Consider the following 24,031-nt stretch of genomic DNA (forward strand, 5'->3'; position numbering starts at 1 on the left):
GATCGCATGCCCGCGCGCAGGGCGCTGCATGGGCAGCGTGCCGGCAGTATCACGCGACCGCCGCACCATTGACCATCATCGCGCATCGGCACCGAAGCCGCCATGAATTGCAGCGCGTGGTCATCGTGCCCGGCTGCTGCCCTTGCGCTAAGATTGGCCTGCAACCTCTGCCGTGCCCGACAGCGTACGCTTACATTTGCCTTGGCCCTATTGAACGACTCCGGGGACGCAAACAAGGCCGGTGTGCATGCCCGCCACGTGCGGTAAGCCCGACGCCACGCAAGCGACCCCACCTGATCCTCGGGATCAAGGTCGTTTCGTACGCATCGACGCGGTGGAGGCTGCATTCCCTTTTCCCTCCACGCGCCTGCCGCGCTGGCAGCATCGCCTCGGCCTGCGCAGGATGATCTGATGGACTCCACACCCGATTCCCGCACCGCGTTGCGCCAGCAGATGCGCCAGCGCCGCATGGCGCTGTCCGCAGCCGAACGGATCGCGGCCGCCGATGCACTCGCAGCACGCTTGCGCACGCTGCCGGAATTGCAGCGAAAGGCCTACGTGGCCGGCTACTGGGCGATGCAGGGCGAAATCCCGCTGCATGCGCTGTTGTCGCCGGCGCCGGCTTTCGTCTACTGCCTGCCGTGTCTGGCACCGGAACACCATCTGCGCTTTGCGCCGTGGCGTTTCGGCGATGCGCTGGTGCAGAACCGCTACGGCATTCCGGAGCCGGATCTTGCGCCCGCATCGCAGCTGATGCCGCAGGACATCGATGTGGTGCTGGTACCGCTGCTGGCTTTTGACCGGCGCGGTACGCGGCTGGGTGCCGGCGGCGGCTATTACGACCGTAGTTTCGCCTTCCTGTATGGCGTGGAGCGGCCGGCGCGGCCGTTGCTGATCGGCGTGGCCCACGCATTCCAGCAGGTGGACGAGCTGCACGCTGAAGCCTGGGATGTGCCGCTGGATCTGGTGGTCACCGATACAGAAGTGATCCACTGCACCGCCGGTGCCTGAGCCTGTGGCGCGGAGGGTGGCGGGGTAGAATGGCGGTCTTTGATCTTTGACCACGGTGCTGCGGGCATGGCCTTCTGGCTGATGAAATCCGAACCGGAGGAATTCTCCATCGACGATCTGGCCGCGTGCGGGCGCGAGCCCTGGACGGGCGTGCGCAACTACCAGGCGCGCAACTTCATGCGCGATCAGATGCAGATCGGCGATGGCGTGTTCTTCTACCATTCCAACTGCGCGGTGCCGGGCATCGTGGGCATCGCGCGCGTGGCCTGCGAGGCCTATCCGGACCCGACCCAGTTCGATCCTGAAAGCGATTATTTCGATCCGAAATCCTCGCCTGAGGCACCGCGCTGGCAGATGGTCGATGTGGCCTTCGAACGGCGCTTTCCCCGCACCATTTCGCTGGCCGAACTGCGCGAAAACGCGCTCGCACTCGACGACTTCCCCTTGCTGGCACGCGGCAACCGGCTCTCGGTGCTGCCGGTGACGCAGGCGCAGTGGGACACCATCCTCGCGCTGCTTTGAGCAGCTTCACACGGAAACCTCCATGTCCAACGATCAGGAAAACGCCAAGCGGCGCTCGGCCGAGCGGGCGCTGGAATATGTCGAAAAAGGCTCGGTCATCGGAGTCGGCACCGGCTCCACGGTGCGCTGGTTCATCGAAGCGCTCGGGCGCGAGCGCGGGCTGATCGATGGCGCGGTATCCAGTTCCGAACAGAGCACAGCGCTGCTGCGCCAGCACGGCATCGACGTGCTCGATCTGAACGCGGTCGGCCCGCTCGGGCTGTATGTGGACGGCGCCGACGAATGCGATCCGCAGCGCTGCCTGATCAAGGGCGGTGGTGCGGCGCTGACGCGCGAGAAAATCATCGCCGCGGCCAGTGAGCGTTTCGTCTGTGTCGTGGATGCGAGCAAGCGGGTCGATGTGCTGGGGCGTTTCCCGCTGCCGGTGGAGGTCATTCCGATGGCACGCAGCCACGTCGCGCGGCAGTTGCTGGCACTCGGTGGCCAGCCGGTCTGGCGTGATGGAGTGGTGACCGACAACGGCAACTGGATCCTCGATGTGCACGGGCTTTCGATCACCGATCCGGTGGCGCTGGAAGCACGCATCAACCAGATCACCGGTGTGGTCGCGGTCGGCCTGTTCGCCGCGCGGCGCGCCGATGTGGTGATTGCCGATGGCGATATCGTTGCGGGGCCGGAGCCGGAGTGAGCGTGCTGCAGGTTGGGTTCTCGCAGGCGCCCGGCGCACTGCTGCGTTTCGGTTTCGGACATCCGGCCTCCAGCGACGTGCTGGAAGTGGCCTGTCCGCGGCTGGCGGGTGCGCAGGCACCGGAAAGCTGGTTCGGGGATGCGGCGCAATTGCGTATCCGCACGGTCGAAATCGACGAGCACGATGGCGATGTGCAGGCGGCCGCCGAAAGCGCCTACCGCCAGCTTCTGCAGCAGGTGCGCGGCTCCTCGCATCCGTACCTGATCCGGATCTGGAATTACCTGGACGCGATCAACGAGGGCGATGGCGACGGGGAACGCTACCGGCGTTTCTGCCTCGGCCGCGCGACGGCGGTCGATGCTGAATTCAATCAGGCGCCGCCGGCCGCGACCGCGATCGGCCATGCGCATCGCATTGGCAAGGTGCAGTTGATCGCATTGTGCGCGCAGCAGCCTGGCGTGGCGCTGGAAAATCCGCGCCAGATGCCGGCCTGGCGCTACCCGCGCGATTACGGCCCGGTGTCGCCCGGCTTTTCGCGTGGCGCGCTGCTGGGTGATGGCCGCCACACACTGCTGCTGGCATCCGGTACCGCCAGCATCGTCGGGCACCGCTCGCTGCATGTCGGGGATGTGGTGGCGCAGCTGCGCGAGTCGCTGGCCAATCTGCACGCATTGCTGGATGAAGCCGGCACACGCGATCCGGCGCTGCGCTTTTCCCTGGCGCAACCGCAGGCGCTGCGGGTCTATCTGCGCGATCCGGCCGATCTGGCGCCGGTGCAGGCCGAAGTGCAGGCGGCCGGCATCGCGGCCGCGCAGGTGGTCTACCTGCACGGCGACATTTGCCGGAGCGATTTGCTGGTGGAGCTGGAAGGCGCGTTCGCGCCGCTGTGAATCCTGCGATGTGAGGCCGGCTGGCGGGTGCCGAGAGCGACACACCCGCCAGCAGCACCGGCTGATCCGGCTCAGTGCCGCATCTGCACCTGCTGGCGGAATTCCAGGCCCTTGCTGGTGGCTTCGACCGTCATGTCCATGCGCTCGATATAACGGCCATAGCTGTCTTCCAGCAGTTGCGCCTGCATCAGCATCTCCTCGCCGGTTTCATCGGGCATCATCTGCGCGGCCTCGCGCATCAGCTTGGCGATTTCGGTCATGAAGCTGCCGCGGTAGCCGATGTGCAGCATCGGCTTGCGATCCGGATCGGACTTCAGGTGCGCGGCCAGGCGGCTTTCCTGATCGGCACCGATGGCAAAGCCCAGCGCATTGCCGTCCATGGCCGCGAACACCGGTTCCGGCGTCACGCTGTCCAGATAGGGCAGCGCCAGACGTTGCGGCGCGGCGCCGGGCTGCAGATCGAGCTGTACCGAATCGGGCACGAAGTTGCGCGCCATCGCGATCAGCCCGGCCGGGTTGTCCGAGCCGATCACCAGCTGTCCGGCGATGCTGGTCAGCTTCTGTGCTGTCAGGTCGAAGGAGAACTCCTCCAGCGACAGCAGCAGGCTGCTGGCCATCGGGCCGGCGGCGTACAGCGCGGGATTGTTGAGCCCGCTGCGTGCTTCGACCGCCGCATCGTTGAGCCAGACCAGCGCCGGGCAGGTCCACGGTGTTTGCGCCGTGGCGGTGGCGTATTTGTTGCCCAGCGCCGGCAAGGCGGCGGCGCGCAACGAAAAGCCTAAGGTCAGCAGCGCATCGGCGCTGGCCGCCAGGCCCGGAATCGGTGCGCCCAGCGACATCAGGTCCTGCGCGATCGCGGGCGCGGTTTCGATCCGGGTCAGTGAACGGATATCGGTGGTGTCCATGCGGGTGTAACCGGCGATCAGGCGCGGAAAGCTGTCTGCGATCAGGTCAAGATCGGCATTGCACTCGGCGGGAAGGGCCGGCTTTTCGATATCGAACGGCGTCAGGAACGCGATCTCCAGCGGCGAAGCCGGCGCACGCATATGGGCCAGCAGGCGCGCGGTATCGATATAGCCGCTGCCGTAGGCGGTGAAATCTTCGGCGCGGTTCAGGGCCTGCAAGGCGTTGCTGTCGGCCATTGAACGGGACGGGCGGTCCAGCCCCAGCAGCTGGCGTGCGGCGCTGATGTCATCCAGCGGCGCCAGCGTGGTCACCAGGTGGTTGCCGATCACGGCCATCAGCACCTGCAGTGGGACCTCGGGCAGCGGAAAGCGCCAGCCCGCATCCACGCCATCCATCACCAGCGGCTCCAGGGTCTGGCCGGCGTTGGCCTGCATCCGAGCCATGGTGGCACTCCAGGCGGCAGGGTCGTCCAGCGTCAAACGCACCACCGGCACCAGCCCGATGCCGTAGATCGCGGACAGGCTGGAAGGACCCAGGCCGAAGCGTTCGGACAGTTCGATGGCGGTGGGCGCCTGCGCCAGTTCGGCATCCAGTGCGCGCAGCCAGCCGGCCAGTTGCGGCGGGAGGCTGCGGGCGGCACGGGCGAGGGAGTCGGATTCCGGATCGGCTTCGGGATCGATATCGACGTGGTCGATGTCGGAATCGGCTTCGGCTTCGGCGGTTTCCCATGCGTCCAGCACCATCGCGATCTGGCGGCGCCAGTGCGGGATCTGCGGGTCGATCTGGTTGAGCCAGAACCTGGCCATCGGCTCGGGCAGCGGCGCCAGGTTGGCGAACACATACGGGCTGTCCTCCGGCACGAAGCGCAGCGGATCATCGGCCTGGATCACCACATCGGCGCCGCTGCCGGAAACACCGCCCGGCCCGCCACTGCGCCACCACAGGAAGCCGGCTGCCAGCAGCAGCGCCACAATCGCGACAATCACACCCTTGCGCATGGGAACACCTTCCAAATCGGTCAGCGCGCAAGTGTAGCCGCCCGCTGGCGCACAACGTGAAAGGGTTAGCGGTTTCAGCCGGCGCGGACGATCTCGCCGCTGCGTGCGTCGCGGATCACGGTGGGCTTGGCGAGGTCGCCGGTTTCTCCCGTGACATGGCCATCGAGCCCGGCAAGAAGATGTTCCGAAAGCTCCCCGAAACGCCGCGCTGGTGGCTCGCCGGCACGGTTGGCGCTGGTCGACACGATTGCACCATCGAAGGCCCGGCACAGCGCCGCAGCCACCGGGTGCGCGGTGATCCGCACCGCCAGGGTGTCGTGTTCACCGCGCAGCCAGTCCGGTACGTCGGGCCTGCACGGCAGCAGCCAGGTGGCAGGGCCGGGCCAACTCGCGATGACCTCCTCGCGACGTGCAGCCGGCAATGCATTCCAGAGCAGATGCGGCAACACCTGCTCCAGCTCCGCCGCGATCACGATCATGCCCTTGGCGGCCGGGCGTTGTTTCAGTGCCAGCAGGCGTTGCACCGCGTCGGCATTGAACGGATCGCAACCCAGGCCCCACACCGCCTCGGTGGGATAGGCGATGACGCCGCCGCCATACAGGACGGTGGCGGCGTCATCAAGACTCAACGCGTGTGGGGTTGCCGGCATGCTGCAAACTTCCGCCGGTCAAAGCTCACAGAAACAGTGCGCCACGGTCTTGAACGGCTTGCCGCCCTCCGGTGGCGATTCCAGCAGGCGCAGGCCACGCCGCAGTTCCTGCGCGACCGGCTGTTCCAGCATCCGGCCCGACAGGCCCAGATGCGAGGCCAGCCCGCGCGCCGCAGCGTTGTTGGTCGCGTCCACGATGATCTTCTCGAACGGCGACAGCTGTTTCTCCACATAGTGCAACGCGTACTCGCCGCTGCCCAGATTGGCGCGGCGGGCCGCTTCGGCGATGGCATCGTGCAGCCCGCCCAGCTCATCCACCAGCCCGAACTGTTCGGCCTGGGCACCGCTCCAGACGCGCCCGCGCGCGACCCGGTCGATTTCCTCGGGCGTGCTGCCGCGTGCATGCGCGACCTTTTCGATGAACTGGCGGTAGCCCTGGTCAATGATGGCCTGGATGGTTTCGCCCACGGCCGGCGACAGCGGCCGGGACGGGTCGAAGGCGCCGGCGATCTTGGTGGTGCCCACGCCGTCCACGCGCACGCCGATCTTGGACAGGGTGTCGGGGAAGGTCATGAACAGGCCGAAGATGCCGATCGATCCGGTGATCGTGTTCGGTTCGGCGTAGATCATGTCGGCGTTCATCGAGATCCAGTAGCCGCCGGACGCCGCCATGTTGCCCATCGACACCACGATCGGCTTGCCGGCGGCCCGGGTCAGTTCCACTTCGCGCCGGATCTGTTCGGACGGGAACACGCCGCCGCCAGGCGAATCCACGCGCAGCACCACCGCATGCACATTGCTGTCTTCGCGCGCTTCACGCAGCAGGCGCGAGGTGGAAATGCCGCCCACCGTGCCGGCCGGCAGGTCGCCGGCGGCGATTTCGCCCTGTGCCACCACCACCGCGACCTTGGGTCGGGTATCCAGCGGCAGGCGCTCACGGTTGAGGAAGCCCAGGTAATCGTCCATCGCCACCTGGCGGAAGCTGTGGATCTCGGCGTCCTCGACACCGCGCTCGACCATCAGCGCGCGGAACTGGTCCTGGCTCATCAGGCCATCGACCAGCTTCTGCTGCAACGCCATCTGGCCCAGATCGCCACCGGCGGCCTTCACCTGGTTGGGAAGATCGTCGATGCTCGCCTGCAGCGTCGCGGCGTCGAGCTTGCGCAGGCGCGCGATATCGTCCAGATAACGGCGCCAGATGTCGTTCATCCAGTACAGGTCGGCTTCGCGCGATTCCTCCGATGGGCCATCCAGGATGAACGGCTCGGCGGCGGACTTGAATTCGCCCACGCGGAACAGGTGCACATCGACGCCGAGCTTGTCCTGCAGCGCCTCGCGATAATAGGCGCGATAGCGCGACAGGCCTTCCAGCAGCACCATGCCGTCCGGGTGCAGATAGATCTCGTCGGCCAGCGCGGCCAGGTAGTACTGGCGCTGGTCCATGCCATCGGCGTAGGCCACGATCTGCTTGCCGCTCTTGCGGAAGCGGGTGATCGCATCTTCCAGTTCCTGCAGCATCGCAAAACCGATGCCGGTCATCTGGTCGGGGCGGATCACCATGCGCTCGATGCGGGCATCGGTGGAGGCCGCTTCGATTGCGCGCAGCAGGTCGCGCAGCTGGGTTTCCGGCTGCGGCTGGCCCATCGCCCGCGCCATCGCGCGCGACATCGGATCGGCACTGAACTGCTCCACCACCTGGCCCTGCGGTGCCAGCACCAGCACGTTGCGGTCCTGGAGCTTGATGCCGCCGGAGAACATTGCCACCAGCACGATCGCCACGATGAACAGGAACACCAGGTTGAACACCAGGCGGCGGGCGAAGTTGATGCTGTTCCAGATGCCGCGCAGGAAGCGCATCAGCGGCCCGGGAGTGTTTTTCGACATGGGGAAACCCCGAGGAGTAGGAATACCGGGCAAGGATACCGTGCCCGTGACGGCGGTCACGTGCCGGAAGGGACAGCCGGATGGCGGATCTGGCTGCCCAATTCCGTATCTGTCCCAATGGGCACGTATCCGGAAGGAGAACCGCAATGAAACGCATCACACTGAAACATCGCATCACGCTGCTGTTGGGCGCGATGGCGCTGGTCGGCAGCGCCGTCGCCGGGCCGGGGTATTGGACGATCACCGGGCCGGATGGCGGTCAGGTCAACGGCGTCGCCATCGACGCCAGCGATCCGGACCGCGCCGTGGCCATCGGGCGAGGCGGTGTTTTCCGTACCCTGGATGCCGGTGCCAGCTGGCAACGGCACCAGCAGGGGCTGGATTCCAGCTATGGCCATCTGTTGCGTGCCGGACGCCATGGCGATCGCATGTATCTGATGCCCAATTCGGTCCAGTTGTACCGCGGCAGCGTTGATGGGGCATGGCAGCCGGCCAGCCTTGCCCTTGCGCCGGGTGAGTGGATGCAGGATCTGGCCATCCATCCGGATGATGACGAGCGCCTGATGGTGCTGGTTTCTTCCAATCAGCTGTTTTCCAGCACCGATGGCGGCACCAGTTTTACTGCGGTGCCCATGGTCGGGATTCCGTCCGATGGTTTTCTGGCAAATCTGCTCCATGCCACGCCGACGCGCCTGCTGATGATCTCCCGGTCTGAGGATCCCAATACCGCCCGGTTGCTGCGCAGTGAGGACGGTGGCTTCAACTGGAGTCAGGCGATGGAGATTTCCGATGCCTGGGGATCGACGCCGCTGTTGCGTGCCAGCCCGGATGATGGCGACCGGCTGTACCTGTCGACCCCAGACTGGCTGCGGCGCAGCGACGATGCGGGAAACACGCTGGTGGACTGCGCTCTGCTGCCCGGTGGCGACTCGGCGACCACCATGGAGGTTGAAGCGGGCAATGCAGACCATGTCTGGGTCGGTGGCCGCAGGGGCCTGTATCGCAGCACTGATGCCTGTGCCAGCTGGGTCGCACATGGCGCCGGGATTTCGTCCGATGGGTTGCGTCCGGATTCGATCTCGGGCATCGCCCTGGCCGGTGATTTCGCCACGACCCCGCGCCTGCTGGTCGGCAGCCTCAGTGGCGGGCTGTACCGCAGCGACAACGCCGGCCTGAGCTTCACCATGCAGGTGCAGGGTTTCACCAGCCACAACATCCGTGCATTGGCGGCGCATCCTGCCCAGCCGGGCCATCTGTGGGCCGGCCACGGCGATGCGATGGACCCGAGCGGCACGGTGTGGCGCAGCACCGATGCGGCCGCGAGCTGGCAGCTGAGCAATTCCGGCCTCAATGCGCTGCATCTGCGCGGCATCACGGTGGATCCGACCACCGCTGCTGCGCCCGGCGGGCCGCATCTTTACGGTGTGGGAAGCTCGATCTGGAACGGGGCGCCACCCACCCATGCCAATGACGGCGGCATCTACAAGAGCGTGGATGGCGGTCTTTCATGGAACACCATCGACGCTGGTCTGCCCGCAAGCCACTGGGACGGTTCACGTTATATCGGCACCGTGCGGACCGCAGTGCTGGATCCGCGTTCCTGTGCAACGCCACCTGCGGTCGGGCCGTGTACCGATGGTCCGTTGCAGACGGTCTATGTCGCCGCCAGCGGCCGCCCGAATTACGGCGCCGGGACCTACGCTGCAGCGCGCATCTACAAGTCGACGGATGCCGGTGCGAACTGGAGCGCAAGCGAGAACGGCCTGCCGGCGCCGGGCACGGATCCTGTCGGCGGCTCCTGCTGGTATGAGCAGATCGCGGTGCCGCTGGTGATCGATCCGAATGACCCGCAGACGCTGTATGTGGGCCTGAGCCTGTTCTGGCAGGAGTACACGACCTGTCCGGCACCAAGCGTGGCCAATGGCGTGTTCAAGTCCACCGATGGCGGCGCCAGCTGGGTGCATTCGAGCAATGGGCTGCATCGTATCGATGGCCCAACCAGTTCGCATGGCAGCGTGCTGGCGCTGGCGCTGGCGCCGAGCAATCCGCAGCGGCTGTATGCCTCGGTCTGGCGGGAGAATTTTGTCGGGCGCATTTTCCGCAGTGACGATGGCGGTGCCAGCTGGACCGAACGCAGCGTTGGGGTGATCGGACAGGACGTGCGTCATCTGCTGGTGGATCCGGTCAACCCGGATATCGTCTATGCCGCCGGCGCCGGCGGCTCCATCACCGGCAATGGCGTCTACCGCAGCGAGGATGGTGGGCTGACCTGGAACTCGATCAGCCTGGGTCTGGCCGGAGTGTCGGTGACCACGTTGTTGTTTGATCCGCATGAGCCGGCGCGCCTGTATGCAGGCACGGTCAGCGGCGTGGCCGAATACAGCCAGGTCCTGGATGATGACAGCGATGGTGTGCCGGGCGAGATCGAGGACCAGGCGCCCAACGCCGGCGACGGCAATTTCGATGGCGTACCCGATTCGCAGCAGTCGCATGTGGCGTCGCTGCCGGGAGTTTCCGGTTCCGGCGCGCGCGGTGCTGACGGCTGGGTCACGGTGTGGGTCGAGGCGTTGGAAGGCAGCTGCGAGCGGATCAACAACATGGAGGTGGTTGCGGCGCAGGATCTGCCGGCCGATATCGCGCGCGGAGGCGGTGCCACCGTCTTCGACAACGGTGTGCTGCGCTTCCAGTTGCCTGATTGCCAGCAGGCCGACGTGCATGTCCGCTTCCACGGTGCCGATCACCGTCATCCTGCTTTCGGTTGGCGCAATTACGGGCCGCGGGAGCCGGGCGACATCGCCAGCATCGGCTGGTATGGCTTTGCCGGTGCCAGCCGCACCGCAGCGGATAGCTGGACGGTGCGGCTGCGCGCGGGGGAGCAGGGCGACTGGTTCGCCAATGGCGAGGTGATCCGCTTTGTCGGTGGCGCCGGCTATCTGGACCTGTCGCTGTTCGCCGACGGCTTCGAGAGCGGCGACTGATCCGCCGGTGCCGCTACGCCTGCGTCGCCTGGAAGCGCAACTGGCGGCGCAGGCGCAGTCCAAGCAGCACTGCCGCCACACTGAGCCCGGCCACCAACCCGGTCCAGATGCCCTGCGCGCCCCAGCCCAGGCCGAAGGCCAGGCCCGCGCCCAGCGACATCCCGACCATCCAGTACGAAAACGCCGCCAGCAGCATCGGGATGCGGGTGTCCTTGAGCCCGCGCAGCGCGGCGCCGGACACCACCTGGATGCCGTCGGAAATCTGGAACGCTGCGGTGTACAGCAGCAACGTGGCGGCCAGTGCCAGCACCGCCGCGTCGCGGGTGTAGATGGAGGCGATCAGCTCATTGCCCAGCGCGATGCCGGTCGCGGTCACGCACTGGCACAGGATCACGATGGTGTAGCCGGCCAGTACCGCGCGCCTCACCCCGGACCAGTTGCCGGCGCCCACGGCATGACCGACCCGCACCGTGGTCGCTTCGGCCAGCGCCAGTGCCGCCATGAAGGTGATCGAGCCGACGTTGACCGCGATCTGGTGCGCGGCCACCGGCACCTCGCCCATGCCGCCGATCAGCAATGCCGAGACGATGAACAGGCCGCCTTCCAGTCCGACCGTGACGCCGATCGGCAGGCCCAGCACAAGCAGTTCACGGATCGCGACCCAGCGCGGCAACTCCCAGCGGGAGAACAGGCCCAGATCGGCGAAGCGCCGGCTGCGCGCCAGGTACAGCGCGAACGCCAACGCCTGGCACCACAGCATCACCGCCGTCGCATAGCCCAGCCCGGCGGCGCCCATTTCCGGAAATCCGAAGCGCCCTAACAGCATCATCCAGCCCAGCGGCAGCAGCACCGCCAGCCCGGCCAGGCCCAGCACCATGGTCGGCAAGGTCCAGTGCAGGCCCTCGCTGAAATAGCGCATCGACAGGTACAGCGCCAGCGCCGGGATGCCCCAGCGGATGCCCATCAGGAAGGCGCGCGCGCCGGGCTGGATATCGGCACTGATGCCGATCAGCGCCAGCTGCCCGGCTGCGACTTGTACCGCCAGCATCAGCACCGCTGCCAGCGCCAGCGCCAGCCAGCAGGCCTGCCGGAACATCGAAGCGGTTTCGGCGCGACGACCGGCGCCGGCCAATTGTGAAATCGTCGGCGGCACCGACAGCAGCACGCCGACCAGCACGATCACCACCGCTGACCAGATCGCCGCACCCACCGCGACCGCCGCCAGCGTGCCGGCGCTGTGATGGCCGGCCAGTACCGCATCGATGAAGCCGATCATGCCGGTGGCCACATGCCCCAGGATCAACGGCAACGCCAGCGTGAGGGTGAGTCGCATCTCGCGGCACAGCGGCGCGAAACGGGAAAGCAGGGATGGCATGAAGGGCTCGACAGGCGCACCTGCGGTCCGAACCGGACGCAGGCAGGACGCGCATTCTAGCGGCGCCAGCCTGCACAGCCACGCAACCATCGCATCGGCTGTGGCTGCAACTGCGGTCGTGGCTGGTGGCTGTCCCCCATTGGCCAGCCTCGATGCCGTCGGCTTGGCGCTAAGCTTCCCCGCACCGCCCGCGTCGCGGGCCGATCCGTCTGCTGTGGTTCCCGATGTCCGATTCCCGCGTTGTCCGCGCTCCCGCCGTTGCTGGGATGTCCTGTTGCCGGACGGCTGCCTATTGCGACGGCTCCGCCGGTGGCCGGCGGCTGGGCGGTGGGCGTGACGGGCTGAAATACGGGGCCATGGCATGACGCGGCTACATCTTCTGGCGATTCCCGCGCTGCTGCTGGTGCTGGTGTTGCTGCATCTGGCGCTGTTTCCCTACGCCACGCTGGTCACCGACTCCGGCCGGGATCTGGCCAATGCCTACGCGGTGGCCCACGGCGGGCCATATCCGCTCTACGGGCCGGGCCTGTTCGGCCACTGGAAGCTGGGGCCGGTGTGGTTCTGGTTGCTGTCGCTGCCGCTGTGGGTGTTCGGCAGCATCACGGCGGCCGCGTGTTTCATCGGCCTGCTGGCGGCGGCCAAGATTCCGTTGGCCTATTTGCTCGGCCGGCGTCTGCTGGATCAGCGCCTTGGCCTGCTGGCCGCATTGATCATCGCGTTGCCGGGCTGGAGCAGCGTCGGCACCCTGGTGCTGGCACATGCCAGCGTGGTGGAAAGTGCGGTACTGGCCACCTTGTTGCTGGCGGTGCTGGCCTGGCAGACGCGGCGTCCGGTGATCGCGGTACTGGCCTGTCTGATGCTGGCGCTGGCGCTGCATGCCCATCCCACCGCGCTGCTGGCTGCGCCGGTGGTGGCGCTGGCGCTGTGGCGTTTGCGCCAGGTGCCATGGCGCTGGCTCTGGTTGCTGCTGGCGGTGCTGGCCTTCGTGTTGCCCTTCGTGCCGGCGCTGCTGGCGGAAATGCGCAGCGGCTGGCCGCAGGTGACCGCCAGTGCAGCGTATCTGGAACAGATGAGGGCCACGACACGGTTGGCGCGTCTGCCGCAACTGCTCTGGGCTTTGGGCACGGGTGGTGTCTGGTTCGCGGCTGGATTCCTGCTGCCGCTGGCCGGCGCCGTGCTGGCATGGCTGCTGTGGGGGTTGTTGCTGGTGGCTGCATTGCTGGGCTGGATCCGGTTGCTGCTGGGACGCATCGCGGGGGCGGAACAGGCGGGTTTGAGTCGCGGGCGCATCGTGCTGGCCGCACTGTCCGGCCTGGCTGCGGTGGTGTTCATCGCGCTGCTGCGCGACGCCACGCCGGTGTGGATGGTCTACAGCCTGGTGCCGTTCGGGGCGCTGGCGCTGGCGCTTGGCCTGCATGCATTGCTGGCCGGGCGCCGGCATGCGGGTCGGGTTGTCGGGCTTCTGGTGCTGGCTACGCTGTTCATTGATGCGGCACTGCTGCAGCAGCGTGTCGCGCTGGCTGAAGCAGGACGGGTGGCGTTGCCGGGCAAGAGCATCGGCGACATCACCGCCGCGCGCGCGCAGGCGCCGCACCACAGTCCCTGGCTGGCGGCCTGGCAGTTCGACGAACTGGCGCGTGCAAGTTGCGCCGAACCGGGGCGGTTGGCGTTGCATGGGGAACTGGCGACGACGTTCGATTTCAGCCAGGGCGTCGCCGCGCAGCTGCACTGTCCGGAAAACCGGCTGCCGCGATTGGGTGGGCAGGAGGCGGACCGGCATCTGGTCGGCCTGTCGCACGGGTTGGCGCTGGAACTTGGTATGGCGCCGCAGCCGCAGCGCTGGGGTCATGTGCTGCGCGAACCACGCCAGGTATTGGCACCACGACAGGGGCGGGAGGCACGGGTCGATGTGGAATACCGGGTCGACCGCCAGCGCGCGCTGGACGCGCACGGGGATGCCGAACTGTCCGGAAGCGTGCAGTGCGCGCCGGGCGAACTGCTGGTGGTGACCAATCTGATGCCGCTGGTGAATCGTTTCAGTCTGACCGTGCAGCGTGGCGCACAGGAACTGGTGCCGCAGGCGCGCACGATGTCGGCCAGCTATTTCCCGTGCGACGGCGAAGCCATCCACTGGCGCATCCTGACCCCGGATCCGGCCTCGGCCGATGTGGTGGTGATCGCCCGTTCTGTTGATTGAGCGGAGCAGGGCGCCTGCTCCGGGGTCTCAGCGCGCGGCTCCAAGCTCGGCGGCACGTGCCTCGGCGTCCATGTCCAGCAGGCTTTGGCGGAAGGTATCGCGCCGGGCTGGCGGCAGGCGTGCCAGGCGGTTGCGCAGGGTCGCCACCTGGGCCTCGTCCAGCTCACGCAGCATGGCCAGCGTGGCGTTGTGGTCCTGCGCGGGAATGAACGGGAACAGTTCGCGCGCCAGGCCGATCACGGCGCGCGTGGAGGGGTCGTACAAATGGCTCTGGCGCTGTTGCGCCGGCAGCGCATCGAAACGTTCGCGCCAGCGCTGCTGCACCGATTCGGGCAGTGTGGAAAAGTGCGCGCCGGTCTGGATCGCGCGCTTGCGTGTGGCCGGGTCCATCTGTTCCCAGGCATCGAAGCGCGCGCGCAGCGCGAGCTTGTGTTGGGTTTCGAGCGTCTCCCACTGGCTCAGGTTTTCACGCAACTGCGCCTGTTCTTCCGGTGACAACGCGGCCCAGGCGCGGGCGTGGGCGTGCAGCCGTTCGCGCAGCATCGGTGGCAGGCGCTGGCTCAGCTCCTGGAATGGCACCAGCGCCTGGCGCACGGCCTCGGGGTCGGCCCCGGCCTGTTCCGGTTGCGCGGCCAGCGGCGGGGCGGTGCCGAGCAGGCCAGCCAGCAGCAGGGCGAGCGTCGGCGGTGTCACTGGAAGGACTCCTGTTCGGACAGCCAGACCAGGAAATCCAGATCTTCCAGCAGGCCAGGGTGCTGCTGACGCAGCAGCACCAGCGAAAAGTCCGGAGCGGTCAGCGGCGCCGCAGCTGCCGTGGGCGGCGGCATCCGCTCAGGTTCGCTGCGCTCCGGGCCGGTGACGGCGGTCGTGGTCGCGGTCGAGGCGGGGGGACTCAGCACCTGCCATGCCAGCAGCGCGAGGCTGATGAGCACGAGCAGTGCCAGCGCCCCTGGCAGCCAGGGCAGCAGCCAGAAAGCGGTGGCCGTGCGTTCCGTCGCGGCGCTGGTGTTCCGATCCGGCTGTGGTGTCGTGTGCGGCGGCGACGAAGGGGCCGACGACTCCACTGTCGCGGCGGGGCTGGCCATATCCGCTGGCACGGCCGGGTCCGGGCCGAAGTCGATGGCGGCGGTGGCGGGAACCGGCTCCGTGTCAGGCAATGGCCGTTGTGGTGCGGCTGCCGTTGCCGGTGGCTGCGGCATCAGCAGCGCCTGGCAGCGCAGCAACCAGTCGTTGCGTTCCGGGTCCTGCGGTGTGTCGGACAGCATCATGCGCAACTGCGCATTGGCGAAAGCCAGCGAGGCCCGCACCGCAGCCGGCTCCAGATCCAGCCGTGTCGCGATCCGGTCCAGATCCGATTCGCCGCGCAGGCGCAGCAGCATCACATGTCGCTGGGTGCGCGACAGCCGCCCCAGGGCCAGTTTCAACTGGTGCCGGGCGGCGTCCTCCGGCATCCGGATGAAGGCGTCGGGCGATGGCGGGGCCGGAACGGGCATCGAGGGTCAAACAGGTGGCTGTCGAGGCCGCAGGATAGCAGGCCGGCAAGTCGCCACTGATGATCCGGAGCACCGGCAGGCGCGCTTCAGGCGCGTCTTCAGTCCGCCCTGTACCGGTGCGGAGCGGGGCTTGACCCGAAGGCGACCAGGTGCTCCCCGTTGTGCCGCAAGGGCTCCGGGACGATGTGGTTGTGCACAGCGGCATCCGAGCTGCCAAGCAAGTGTCATCAATCGTCAACTCACCCCGGCCCGGGCGGGCAGGACTCATACAAGTTGTTGTTTTTGTTTGTTATTTTGCGTGTGGCTATTTTTTGACCAATGCGACCGGGGACACGGTTTGATGCGCACCGCGTGGTGTTCACCGGGCTTGTTCCACACAGTTATCCACAGGAGATGTGGATTTCCCCGGATTCATCATGCAGAGCAGGCAGTTAGCAGCGATTCATGACTTTGTTTACAGATTCCTGCCGCAACTTCAGCCGCGGAAAAGCGGCTGCCTGGCCGGCTGGTTCGTGAGGTGACTGTCCGCGGCGGGGCCTGTGCGCTCGTCGCCAGTCGGCTAACCTAACCGGCTCCCGCCTCCAGCGACATCCGGGTGTGCAATCGATGAACGCGCCATCTGGCCGAAAACCTGCGTTCTGCTGCTGGCACATGCCGGCATGGCGGCGGTTGGCCGGGACAGCGCGCATGGGCCGGAACCGGATGCGATGACGGCGACAGCGACAGGTATTTCTGCACCGGTGCCGGTCTGGCAGGTGGCACTGCCGGTGCCGCTGCCGCGCCTGTTCGACTATCTGCCGCCGTCGGACATCCCTAACGTGCCGCCGCGTGGCGCCCGGCTGCGGGTGCCGTTCGGCAACCGGGTGCTGGTCGGTTTCTTCATCGGGCCGGCGCAGGCTGAAGTGGATGGCCCGGCGCTGCGTGCGGTCGATGCGGTGCTGGATACGCATTCGCCATTCGACGACGAGCTCTGGCACAGCCTGAACTGGGCCGCGCGCTACTACCAGCGCGCCTTGGGCGAGGTGCTGGCGCTGGCCTTGCCGGCACCGCTACGCCAGGGCGAGGCCTTGCCGGATACGCGGATTCCGCACTGGTTTCTGACCGAAGCCGGCGTCACCGCGCGCGCGCGGTTGCGCACAGGATCTCGCCCGCGCGCGCTGGCCGATCTGCTGCATGAGGGTGAACGTGACGAAATCTCGCTGGAAGGCATGCCGAAATGGCGTGAAGCGCTGCGCTCGCTGCACAAGCGCGGCCTGGTCGACAGCCGCCTGCTGCCGCCGGCGCAGCAGGTCGGCAGTGCGCGTAGCGTGGCGCCGGACTTGTCCGAAGCGCAGCGCGAGGCGGTGGAAGGTATCCAGGGGCTGGCCGGCAGTTTCGGTGTGGCACTGCTGGAAGGGGTCACCGGCAGCGGCAAGACCGAGGTCTATCTGGCCGCGATCCAGCACTGCCTGGTGCGCGGCAAGCAGGCGCTGGTGCTGGTGCCGGAAATCGGCCTGACGCCGCAGGCGATCCAGCGCTACGGCCAGCGGCTGCCGGTGCCGGTCCACGTGCTGCATTCGGGCCTGTCCGACAACGAGCGCGCGCGTACCCACGCTCTGATGGCGAGAGGCCAGGCGCGGGTGCTGATCGGCACCCGTTCGGCGGTGTTTTCACCCTTGCCCGAGGCCGGGCTGGTCATCATCGATGAGGAACACGACGGTTCGTACAAGCAGCAGGACGGCTTCCGTTACCACGCGCGTGATTTCGCGCTGGTGCGGGCCAAGCGGCTCGGCATTCCGGTGCTGCTGGGCAGCGCGACGCCGAGCCTGGAAAGCCTGCAACACGCCCGCCATGGCCGCTACGCCTGGTTGAAACTGCGCGAACGTGCCGGCGGCGCGCGTCCGCCCCGGGTGCATGTACTGGACCTGCGCGGCCAACGCCTCACACACGGGCTCTCGCGGCCGCTGCTGGATGCCATCGGCGCGTGTCTGGCGCGCGGCGAACAGGCGCTGGTGTTCCGCAACCGGCGTGGCTATGCCCCGGTGCTGCTGTGTCACGACTGTGGCTGGCACGCCGACTGCCCACGCTGCGACAGCGCGATGACGCTGCACGGGCGGCGCCGACTGATCTGCCACCACTGCGGCCACCGTCGCACCGTGCCCGATGCCTGCTCGGCCTGCGGTGGGTTGGCGCTGATGCCGCAGGGCGTGGGCACTGAGCGGCTGGAGCAGGCGCTGGCCGAGGTCTTCCCGGATGCGCCGCTGATCCGCGTGGATCGCGAAACCACGCGCCGCCGCGATGCGCTGGAAAAACATTTCGAACAGCTCGGTGATCGCCCCGGCATCCTTGTCGGCACCCAGATGTTGGCCAAGGGCCACGACCTGCCGAATCTCACCCTGGTCGCCATCGTGACCATCGACGAGGGCCTGTTCAGCGCCGATTTCCGCGCCACCGAGCGCATGGCGCAACTGCTGGTGCAGGTGGCCGGCCGCGCCGGCCGCGCGCAGCGTCCGGGCGAGGTCTGGTTGCAGACCCATCATCCCGAACACCCACTGCTGCAAACCCTGGTCAGCGCCGGCTATCCGGCCTTTGCCGAGGCCGCGTTGAACGAACGCCAGGCGGCCGGATTCCCGCCCTTCTCGCATCTGGCGCTGCTGCGTGCCGAGGCGCCGCAGGTCGAGCCGCTGGACGCCTTCCTGCGCGCCGCGCACGCCGTGCTGCGCGGCCATCCGGACATCAGTGCGCATCCGCCGATGCCGGCGCCGATGCCGCGCCGCGCCGGGCGTCTGCGTGGCCAAGTGTTGCTGGAAGCGACGCAGCGACCAGCCTTGCAGGCCGCACTGCGGGCCAGCTTTCCGCGCCTGTTCGAGCTGCCGGAAGCGCGCCGTGTGCGCTGGTCGCTGGATGTGGATCCGGTCGATCTTTACTGAATCATCGGCACCGGCCGCATGGCCGGAGGAAAGGCTTAGGCCGGCGCCAGTTCCAGCCACACCGGAGTGTGGTCGCTGGGACGTTCCCAGGTGCGCGGTTCACGATCAATGCCGGCGGCGCTGATGCGCGGCTTCAAGGCCTGGCTGGCCAGCACCAGATCGATGCGCAGGCCGAGGTTGCGGCGGAATCCGGCGGCGCGGTAATCCCACCAGGAAAACTGTTCGGGTGGTTGTTCGAACAGGCGGTAGCTGTCGACCAGCCCCAGATCGAGCAGGCCTTGCAGCGCGGCGCGTTCGGCGGTCGAGGTCAGGATCGAATTCTCGTTCCAGATCGCCGGATCGTGCACATCGCGGTCGTCGGGTGCGATATTGAAGTCGCCCAGCACGATCAGTTCCGGATGGCGTGCGTGTTCGGCCGCAATCCAGTCGTGCGCGGCTGCCAGCCAGCGCAGCTTGTAGTCGTACTTTTCGCTGCCCACGGCCTGGCCGTTGACCACGTACAGATCGATGATGCGCAGCCCGCCGTAGCTGGCGGCCAGCACCCGGGCCTGCGGATCCTCGAAGCCGGGAATGCCGATCTGGATGTCTTCCGGCTCCGGCACGCTGGACATGCGCGAAACAATCGCCACGCCGTTGTAGGTCTTCTGGCCGGTGAACACGCTGTGGTAGCCGGCCTGCGCCAGCGCCTCGGCCGGAAACTTCGCATCCTCCAGCTTGGTTTCCTGCAGCGCCACGATGTCCGGCTGCGCCTGCGCCAGCCAGTCGAGCAGATGCGGCAGCCGCACATTGAGGGAGTTGACGTTCCAGCTGGCGATTTTCATGTGGCCTCCGGCGGCAGTTCGGCGAGCCAGTCGCGCGGGCGCAGGTACTCGGCCAGGCGGGCTTCCGCGCTGCCAGGTTCCGGCGTGTAGCTGTATTCAAAACGCACCTGCGGTGGCAGGCTCATCAGGATGGATTCGGTGCGGCCGCCCGATTGCAGGCCGAACAGGGTGCCGCGGTCCCAGACCAGGTTGAATTCGACATAGCGCCCGCGCCGATAGAGCTGGAACTGGCGTTCGCGCTCGCCGTAAGGCGTGTCGCGGCGGCGTTCGACCAGCGGCAGGTAGGCCGGCAGGAAGGCTTCGCCGACGGCGCGGGTATAGGCGAAGCAGCGCTCGAATCCCCAGGCGTTGAGGTCGTCGAAGAACAGTCCGCCGATACCGCGCGCTTCGTCGCGATGCTTCAGAAAAAAGTAACGGTCACACCATGCTTTGTGCTCGGGATAGACCGTCTGGCCGAACGGGGCGCAGGCCGCGCGCGCGACCTCATGCCAATGGCGGATGTCTTCGTCGAAAGGATAGAACGGGGTCAGGTCGAAGCCGCCGCCGAACCACCAGACCGGCGCGGCGTTCGCCGGGCGGGCCTGGAAGTAGCGCACGTTCATGTGCGTGGTCGGCAGGTAGGGGTTGTGCGGGTGGATCACCAGCGAGACGCCGAACGCGCTCCACGGTGCACCGGCCAGTTCCGGGCGGTGGGCGCTGGCCGAGGGCGGCAGTGCGGCGCCATGCACTTCGGAGAAATTGACGCCGGCCTGTTCGAATACCCGGCCCTGTTTCAGCACGCGCGAACGGCCACCGCCGCCGCCTTCGCGTTCCCAGGCATCTTCGATGAAGCCGGCGCCGCCATCGGCCCGGGCCAGTGCGTCGCAGATCTCGTCCTGCAGCCGGCGCAGCCAGGCGGCGACGGCGTTTTGATCGGGCAGATTGCTCATGCGTCCTGCTGCTTTTCCTGCTGCCGCAGCATGCCTTGCAGCCCGCCCTGCAGCGCGTAGGCGTCAAAGCCCAGCCGGGTCAGGATGAAGGCGGCGGCCGAGCTGCGCTCGCCGGTATTGCAGTAGACGATGAGCTTGCGGTTGCGGTCGAAGCGGTCGACCGCGTCCTCGCGCAGCCGGTACAGCGGCAGGTTGATTGCGTCGCGGATCGCGCGCTGCTCGAATTCGGCCGGCAGCCGCACGTCGATGACGACTGCGCCGGTGCGCGCCAGCAGCGAAGCCTGCGCCGGGTTGAGCCATTCCACCACCGGCGGCTTCAGCACATCCTCGAAGGTGCGCCGCGCCAGCCGCATCAGGCGGCCATCCTGCATCATCCGCACGGTGGCGTTACGGGTGGTGTTGGACAGCAGCGCGTCCTCGCCGAAGCAGTCACCGCGCACCAGATAGGCGACGATGGATTCAGCATCGTCCAGGTGCTTGAGCACCGAGGCGGTGCCTTCCTTGATGACGTAGAAGTAATCGGCGGCATCGCCTTCGCGCACGATCGCATCGCCGGCGCGCACGCTGATTTCCTCGAAGCCCTGGAACATGCGCTCGATGTTGCCGGTCGGCAGTTTGTGGAAGGCGCGGCTCTGCAGCAGGCGGAACACCCAGCGGTTGGCATCGGCGCCACTGTCGCCGGCGGTGGCGTTGCGCGCCAGTTGGTCCCAAGCGATGACTTTTTCCAGATAGCGCCGGTCCAGGCGCGCCACCCGAGCTTGTGCCGAAATCACCGTGGCGGTGAAGCGGCGCGGCTGCGAGTCGCCGATCGGGTAGCGGCCCTGCAGCGCGCCGGCGGACAGTTCGCGCACCTTGCCGTCCGGGTATTCGGCGCGGATCGTACCGGCCAGCAGGTACAGGGTGTCGTCATCCATGTCGCCGCTGCGGAACAGCACTTCGCCGCGGCCGTAGTCGGAAAAGGCCGCTTCGGTGGCCAGTTGTTCGCGGGTTTCCGGACGCAGCGAGTCCAGCGGGTAAAGATGCGACAGTGAATCGGTGGTCGCGGTGCTCATGGTGGCGATATTCCCCCGTGCAAGTGCGTCAAAGTGTAGCCAGCCTGCGGGGTTCGCACCACTTGGAGGCGGCGATGCGGGTTCATCGGCGGGGTGGCGATGGCGCGGCGGCGGGCATGAAAAAGGCGGCCCCGGGAGGCCGCCTTCTGGGTGATTGCATCCGCCGTGACCGGCGCTGCGTCATTCCAGATCGAGGAACGAACGCAGCTGTTCCGAACGCGACGGGTGGCGCAGCTTGCGCAGCGCCTTGGCCTCGATCTGGCGGATGCGCTCGCGGGTGACATCGAACTGCTTGCCGACTTCTTCCAGCGTGTGGTCGGTGTTCATGTCGATGCCGAAGCGCATGCGCAGCACCTTGGCTTCGCGCGGGGTCAGCCCGGCGAGCACGTCGCGCACCGATTCGGACAGGCCGGTGACGGTGGCCTGGTCGATCGGCGATTCGACGTTGATGTCTTCGATGAAATCGCCCAGATGGGAGTCCTCGTCGTCGCCGATCGGGGTTTCCATCGAGATCGGTTCCTTGGCGATCTTCATCACCTTGCGAACCTTGTCTTCAGGCATTTCCATTTCCTTGGCCAGCTCCTCCGGCGTGGCCTCGCGGCCGTACTGCTGGAGCATCTGGCGGGAAATGCGGTTCAATTTGTTTATGGTTTCGATCATGTGCACCGGGATGCGGATGGTGCGCGCCTGGTCGGCGATCGAGCGGGTGATGGCCTGGCGGATCCACCACGTCGCATAGGTCGAGAACTTGTAGCCGCGGCGGTATTCGAACTTGTCGACCGCCTTCATCAGGCCGATGTTGCCTTCCTGGATAAGGTCGAGGAATTGCAGGCCGCGGTTAGTGTACTTCTTCGCGATCGAGATCACCAGGCGCAGGTTGGCCTCGACCATTTCCTTCTTGGCCTTGCGCGCCTTGGCTTCGCCATAGGCCATTGCACGGTTGATGTCCTTGATGTCGGGCAGCGACAGGAATAGCGCGGCCTCGATCGCGGTCAGCTTTTCCTGCTCGCTGATGATCTCGTCGCGGTGTTCGCGCAGGCCGGACGACCACTTTTGCTTGCGCCGGATCATGTCGTCGACCCAAGCGGTATTGGTTTCATTGCCCGGGAAGGCGCGCAGCAGGTCGCGGCGCGGCATCTTGGCCTGGCGGATGCACAGGTCCATGATGATGCGCTCGTGATCGCGGATGGCGTTGACCACCTCGCGCAGCTTGCGCACCAGGCCGTCGATCTGGATCGCGGGCAGCTTCAGGCCGAGGAACTCGGTGGCCATTTCCTCGCGCAACGCGATGACCTTGGGATCGGCCGGGCCTGCCTTGTCGTAGGCGCGGCGGAATTTTTCGTAACCCACCTTCAGCGCTTCCATGCGGCGCGCGACCTCGGCCGGATCCGGGCCGGTGGCGGTGGTGGTTTCTTCCTCTTCCTCTTCCTCGTCTTCCTCGTCCACGTCCTCGCTGGCGTCGTCGTCGTCGTTCTTGCCTTCGACCTTGGCGGGCGCCGCCGGCGGCGGTGCGGGAGGAGGCGTCGGCTCGGGCTCTTCCTCGTCGGCGAAGCCCTGCACCACTTCGGACAGGCGCTTCTTGCCCTCGACGTGCTGGTCGTACTCTTCCAGCAGCAGCTGGATCGACCACGGGAAGCTGGCCAGCGCCGCCTGGACCTGGCCCAGGCCTTCCTCTATGCGCTTGGCGATGGCGATCTCGCCCTCGCGGGTCAGCAGTTCGACCGTGCCCATTTCGCGCATGTACATGCGCACAGGATCGGTGGTGCGGCCGGCCTCGGAATCCAGCGCGCTCAACGCGGCAACGGCTTCCTCGGTGGCGGTCTCATCGACGTTGGAGCCGGCCGGCGCGCCGTCGGACAGCAGCAGGGTCTCGGCATCGGGCGCGACCTCATGGACTTCGATGCCCATGTCATTGATCATGCCGATGATGTCTTCGATCTGGTCCGGATCGACGATGTCATCGGGCAGGTGGTCGTTGACCTCGGCGTAGGTCAGGTAACCTTGCTCACGACCCTTGGTAATGAGCTTCTTGATCTCCGACTGCGGATCTGGGTTCTCGATCGACATGTGCTGCCTGACTGGAAGGTGCCAAGGGTAAAGAACGCGCCAGTATAGCGTTTTGGGCCGTTCTTCACCATGACAGGGCTGAATGGGCGGAAAATCCGTACGGACATCCGGAGGGGGCGCGGCGGCCGGCAAAGACCGGCGGCAATGCGGCGCCCGGGTGGGAAATGGTGCGCTGCCGGGTGGAATTCAACTGTCCAGCCAGAACGTGACCGGACCATCATTCACCAGACTGACCATCATATGCGCCCCGAATTCCCCGGTTTCAACCGTCGGGTGATGGCGGCGGCAGGTTTCCACCAGTTGCTGGAAGCAGTGCAGGCCGTGTTCCGGGCTGGCGGCGGTGGTGAAGCTGGGCCGCATGCCCTTGGCGGTATCGGCGGCCAGGGTGAACTGGCTGACCAGCAGCAGGCCGCCGCCGGTATCGGTCAGCGAACGGTTCATGCGGCCGGTTTCGTCCGGAAACACGCGGTAGCCCAGCAGCCGTTCGCGCATGCGTTCGATGCGGGAAGGGTTGTCCTGCGGCTGTACCGCGACCAGCGCCAGCAGGCCCGGGCCGATGCGGCCGACAAGGCGTTCCTCCACATGCACGCTGGCCTGGCTGACGCGCTGGATCAGGGCGATCATGGTCCGTCGATTTCCAACAAAGCCGCCATACTAGCGG

At 67.0% G+C, this 24,031-nt stretch carries 18 protein-coding genes and 1 other RNA gene; 8 read left to right on the forward strand and 11 right to left on the reverse strand.

What is annotated here, in order from left to right; genetic code table 11:
* Positions 1–161 precede the first annotated feature (161 nt).
* The 5 genes from ssrS (at position 162) to WDB66_RS11520 (ending at position 3,111) form a co-directional block, all read left to right on the forward strand.
* Positions 162–345, forward strand: a non-coding RNA gene (gene ssrS, locus WDB66_RS11500) — 6S RNA.
* Between the two features lie 66 nt (positions 346–411).
* Positions 412–1,011: a 5-formyltetrahydrofolate cyclo-ligase gene (locus WDB66_RS11505; protein ID WP_339398731.1), complete on the forward strand. Its 600-nt coding sequence runs from the start codon at positions 412–414 to the stop codon at positions 1,009–1,011.
* Positions 1,012–1,077: 66 nt separating this feature from the next.
* On the forward strand, positions 1,078–1,533 hold the full coding sequence (locus WDB66_RS11510; RefSeq protein WP_339398732.1) for an EVE domain-containing protein: 456 nt from the start codon (positions 1,078–1,080) through the stop codon (positions 1,531–1,533).
* A 22-nt stretch (positions 1,534–1,555) separates the two neighbouring features.
* Positions 1,556–2,221: a ribose-5-phosphate isomerase RpiA gene (gene rpiA / locus WDB66_RS11515; RefSeq protein ID WP_339398733.1), complete on the forward strand. Its 666-nt coding sequence runs from the start codon at positions 1,556–1,558 to the stop codon at positions 2,219–2,221.
* Positions 2,218–3,111: a chorismate transformation FkbO/Hyg5 family protein gene (locus WDB66_RS11520; protein WP_339398734.1), complete on the forward strand. Its 894-nt coding sequence runs from the start codon at positions 2,218–2,220 to the stop codon at positions 3,109–3,111. The genes rpiA and WDB66_RS11520 overlap by 4 nt, the downstream gene beginning before the upstream one ends.
* A gap of 71 nt (positions 3,112–3,182) precedes the next feature.
* On the opposite strand, the gene WDB66_RS11525 is transcribed toward WDB66_RS11520, so the two are convergent.
* From WDB66_RS11525 to sppA, 3 genes are all read right to left on the reverse strand, one after another.
* Positions 3,183–5,015, reverse strand: a complete 1,833-nt coding sequence (locus WDB66_RS11525; RefSeq protein WP_339398735.1) for a hypothetical protein — start codon at positions 5,013–5,015, stop codon at positions 3,183–3,185.
* 74 nt (positions 5,016–5,089) lie between these two features.
* Positions 5,090–5,665, reverse strand: a complete 576-nt coding sequence (gene tsaC, locus WDB66_RS11530) for an L-threonylcarbamoyladenylate synthase type 1 TsaC (protein ID WP_339398736.1) — start codon at positions 5,663–5,665, stop codon at positions 5,090–5,092.
* 18 nt (positions 5,666–5,683) lie between these two features.
* Entirely contained in the window at positions 5,684–7,549 is a 1,866-nt protein-coding gene (gene sppA / locus WDB66_RS11535) for a signal peptide peptidase SppA (protein WP_339398737.1), read from the reverse strand.
* Between the two features lie 146 nt (positions 7,550–7,695).
* On the opposite strand from sppA, the gene WDB66_RS11540 reads away from it, so the two are divergent.
* On the forward strand, positions 7,696–10,527 hold the full coding sequence (locus tag WDB66_RS11540; protein ID WP_339398738.1) for a WD40/YVTN/BNR-like repeat-containing protein: 2,832 nt from the start codon (positions 7,696–7,698) through the stop codon (positions 10,525–10,527).
* A gap of 13 nt (positions 10,528–10,540) precedes the next feature.
* On the opposite strand, the gene WDB66_RS11545 is transcribed toward WDB66_RS11540, so the two are convergent.
* Positions 10,541–11,902, reverse strand: a complete 1,362-nt coding sequence (locus WDB66_RS11545) for an MATE family efflux transporter (RefSeq protein WP_339398739.1) — start codon at positions 11,900–11,902, stop codon at positions 10,541–10,543.
* A 361-nt stretch (positions 11,903–12,263) separates the two neighbouring features.
* Between WDB66_RS11545 and WDB66_RS11550 the strand changes: the two genes are divergently transcribed.
* Positions 12,264–14,099: a hypothetical protein gene (locus tag WDB66_RS11550; RefSeq protein ID WP_339398740.1), complete on the forward strand. Its 1,836-nt coding sequence runs from the start codon at positions 12,264–12,266 to the stop codon at positions 14,097–14,099.
* Positions 14,100–14,126: 27 nt separating this feature from the next.
* Here WDB66_RS11550 and WDB66_RS11555 read toward each other — a convergent pair whose 3' ends face one another.
* Together WDB66_RS11555 and WDB66_RS11560 are read right to left on the reverse strand one after the other, a co-directional pair.
* Complete coding sequence (locus WDB66_RS11555) at positions 14,127–14,792, reverse strand: DUF3106 domain-containing protein (RefSeq protein ID WP_339398741.1); 666 nt, start codon at positions 14,790–14,792, stop codon at positions 14,127–14,129.
* Positions 14,789–15,592: an RNA polymerase sigma factor gene (locus tag WDB66_RS11560; RefSeq protein WP_339398742.1), complete on the reverse strand. Its 804-nt coding sequence runs from the start codon at positions 15,590–15,592 to the stop codon at positions 14,789–14,791. Before WDB66_RS11560 ends, WDB66_RS11555 begins: the two co-directional genes overlap by 4 nt.
* Positions 15,593–16,320: 728 nt before the next feature.
* Here WDB66_RS11560 and WDB66_RS11565 point away from each other — a divergent pair.
* Positions 16,321–18,501 (forward strand): primosomal protein N', encoded by a 2,181-nt coding sequence (locus WDB66_RS11565; protein ID WP_489670858.1) that lies wholly within the window; start codon positions 16,321–16,323, stop codon positions 18,499–18,501.
* A 35-nt stretch (positions 18,502–18,536) separates the two neighbouring features.
* On the opposite strand, the gene xth is transcribed toward WDB66_RS11565, so the two are convergent.
* From xth to dtd, 5 genes are all read right to left on the reverse strand, one after another.
* On the reverse strand, positions 18,537–19,322 hold the full coding sequence (xth, locus tag WDB66_RS11570; RefSeq protein ID WP_339398744.1) for an exodeoxyribonuclease III: 786 nt from the start codon (positions 19,320–19,322) through the stop codon (positions 18,537–18,539).
* Positions 19,319–20,251: an oxygen-dependent coproporphyrinogen oxidase gene (hemF, locus tag WDB66_RS11575; RefSeq protein WP_339398745.1), complete on the reverse strand. Its 933-nt coding sequence runs from the start codon at positions 20,249–20,251 to the stop codon at positions 19,319–19,321. Before hemF ends, xth begins: the two co-directional genes overlap by 4 nt.
* Positions 20,248–21,303 carry a cyclic nucleotide-binding domain-containing protein gene (locus tag WDB66_RS11580; protein ID WP_339398746.1) on the reverse strand — a complete coding sequence of 352 codons (1,056 nt, stop codon included), beginning with the start codon at positions 21,301–21,303 and terminating at the stop codon, positions 20,248–20,250. The genes hemF and WDB66_RS11580 overlap by 4 nt, the downstream gene beginning before the upstream one ends.
* A gap of 180 nt (positions 21,304–21,483) precedes the next feature.
* Positions 21,484–23,370: an RNA polymerase sigma factor RpoD gene (gene rpoD, locus WDB66_RS11585; protein WP_339398747.1), complete on the reverse strand. Its 1,887-nt coding sequence runs from the start codon at positions 23,368–23,370 to the stop codon at positions 21,484–21,486.
* A gap of 186 nt (positions 23,371–23,556) precedes the next feature.
* Positions 23,557–23,994, reverse strand: coding sequence for a D-aminoacyl-tRNA deacylase (dtd, locus tag WDB66_RS11590; protein WP_339398748.1), 438 nt, complete (start codon positions 23,992–23,994; stop codon positions 23,557–23,559).
* Between the last annotated feature and the right edge of the window lie 37 nt (positions 23,995–24,031).

The sequence above is a fragment of the Denitratimonas organivorans genome (assembly GCF_037478135.1).
Taxonomy (GTDB): Bacteria; Pseudomonadota; Gammaproteobacteria; order Xanthomonadales; family Xanthomonadaceae; genus Denitratimonas.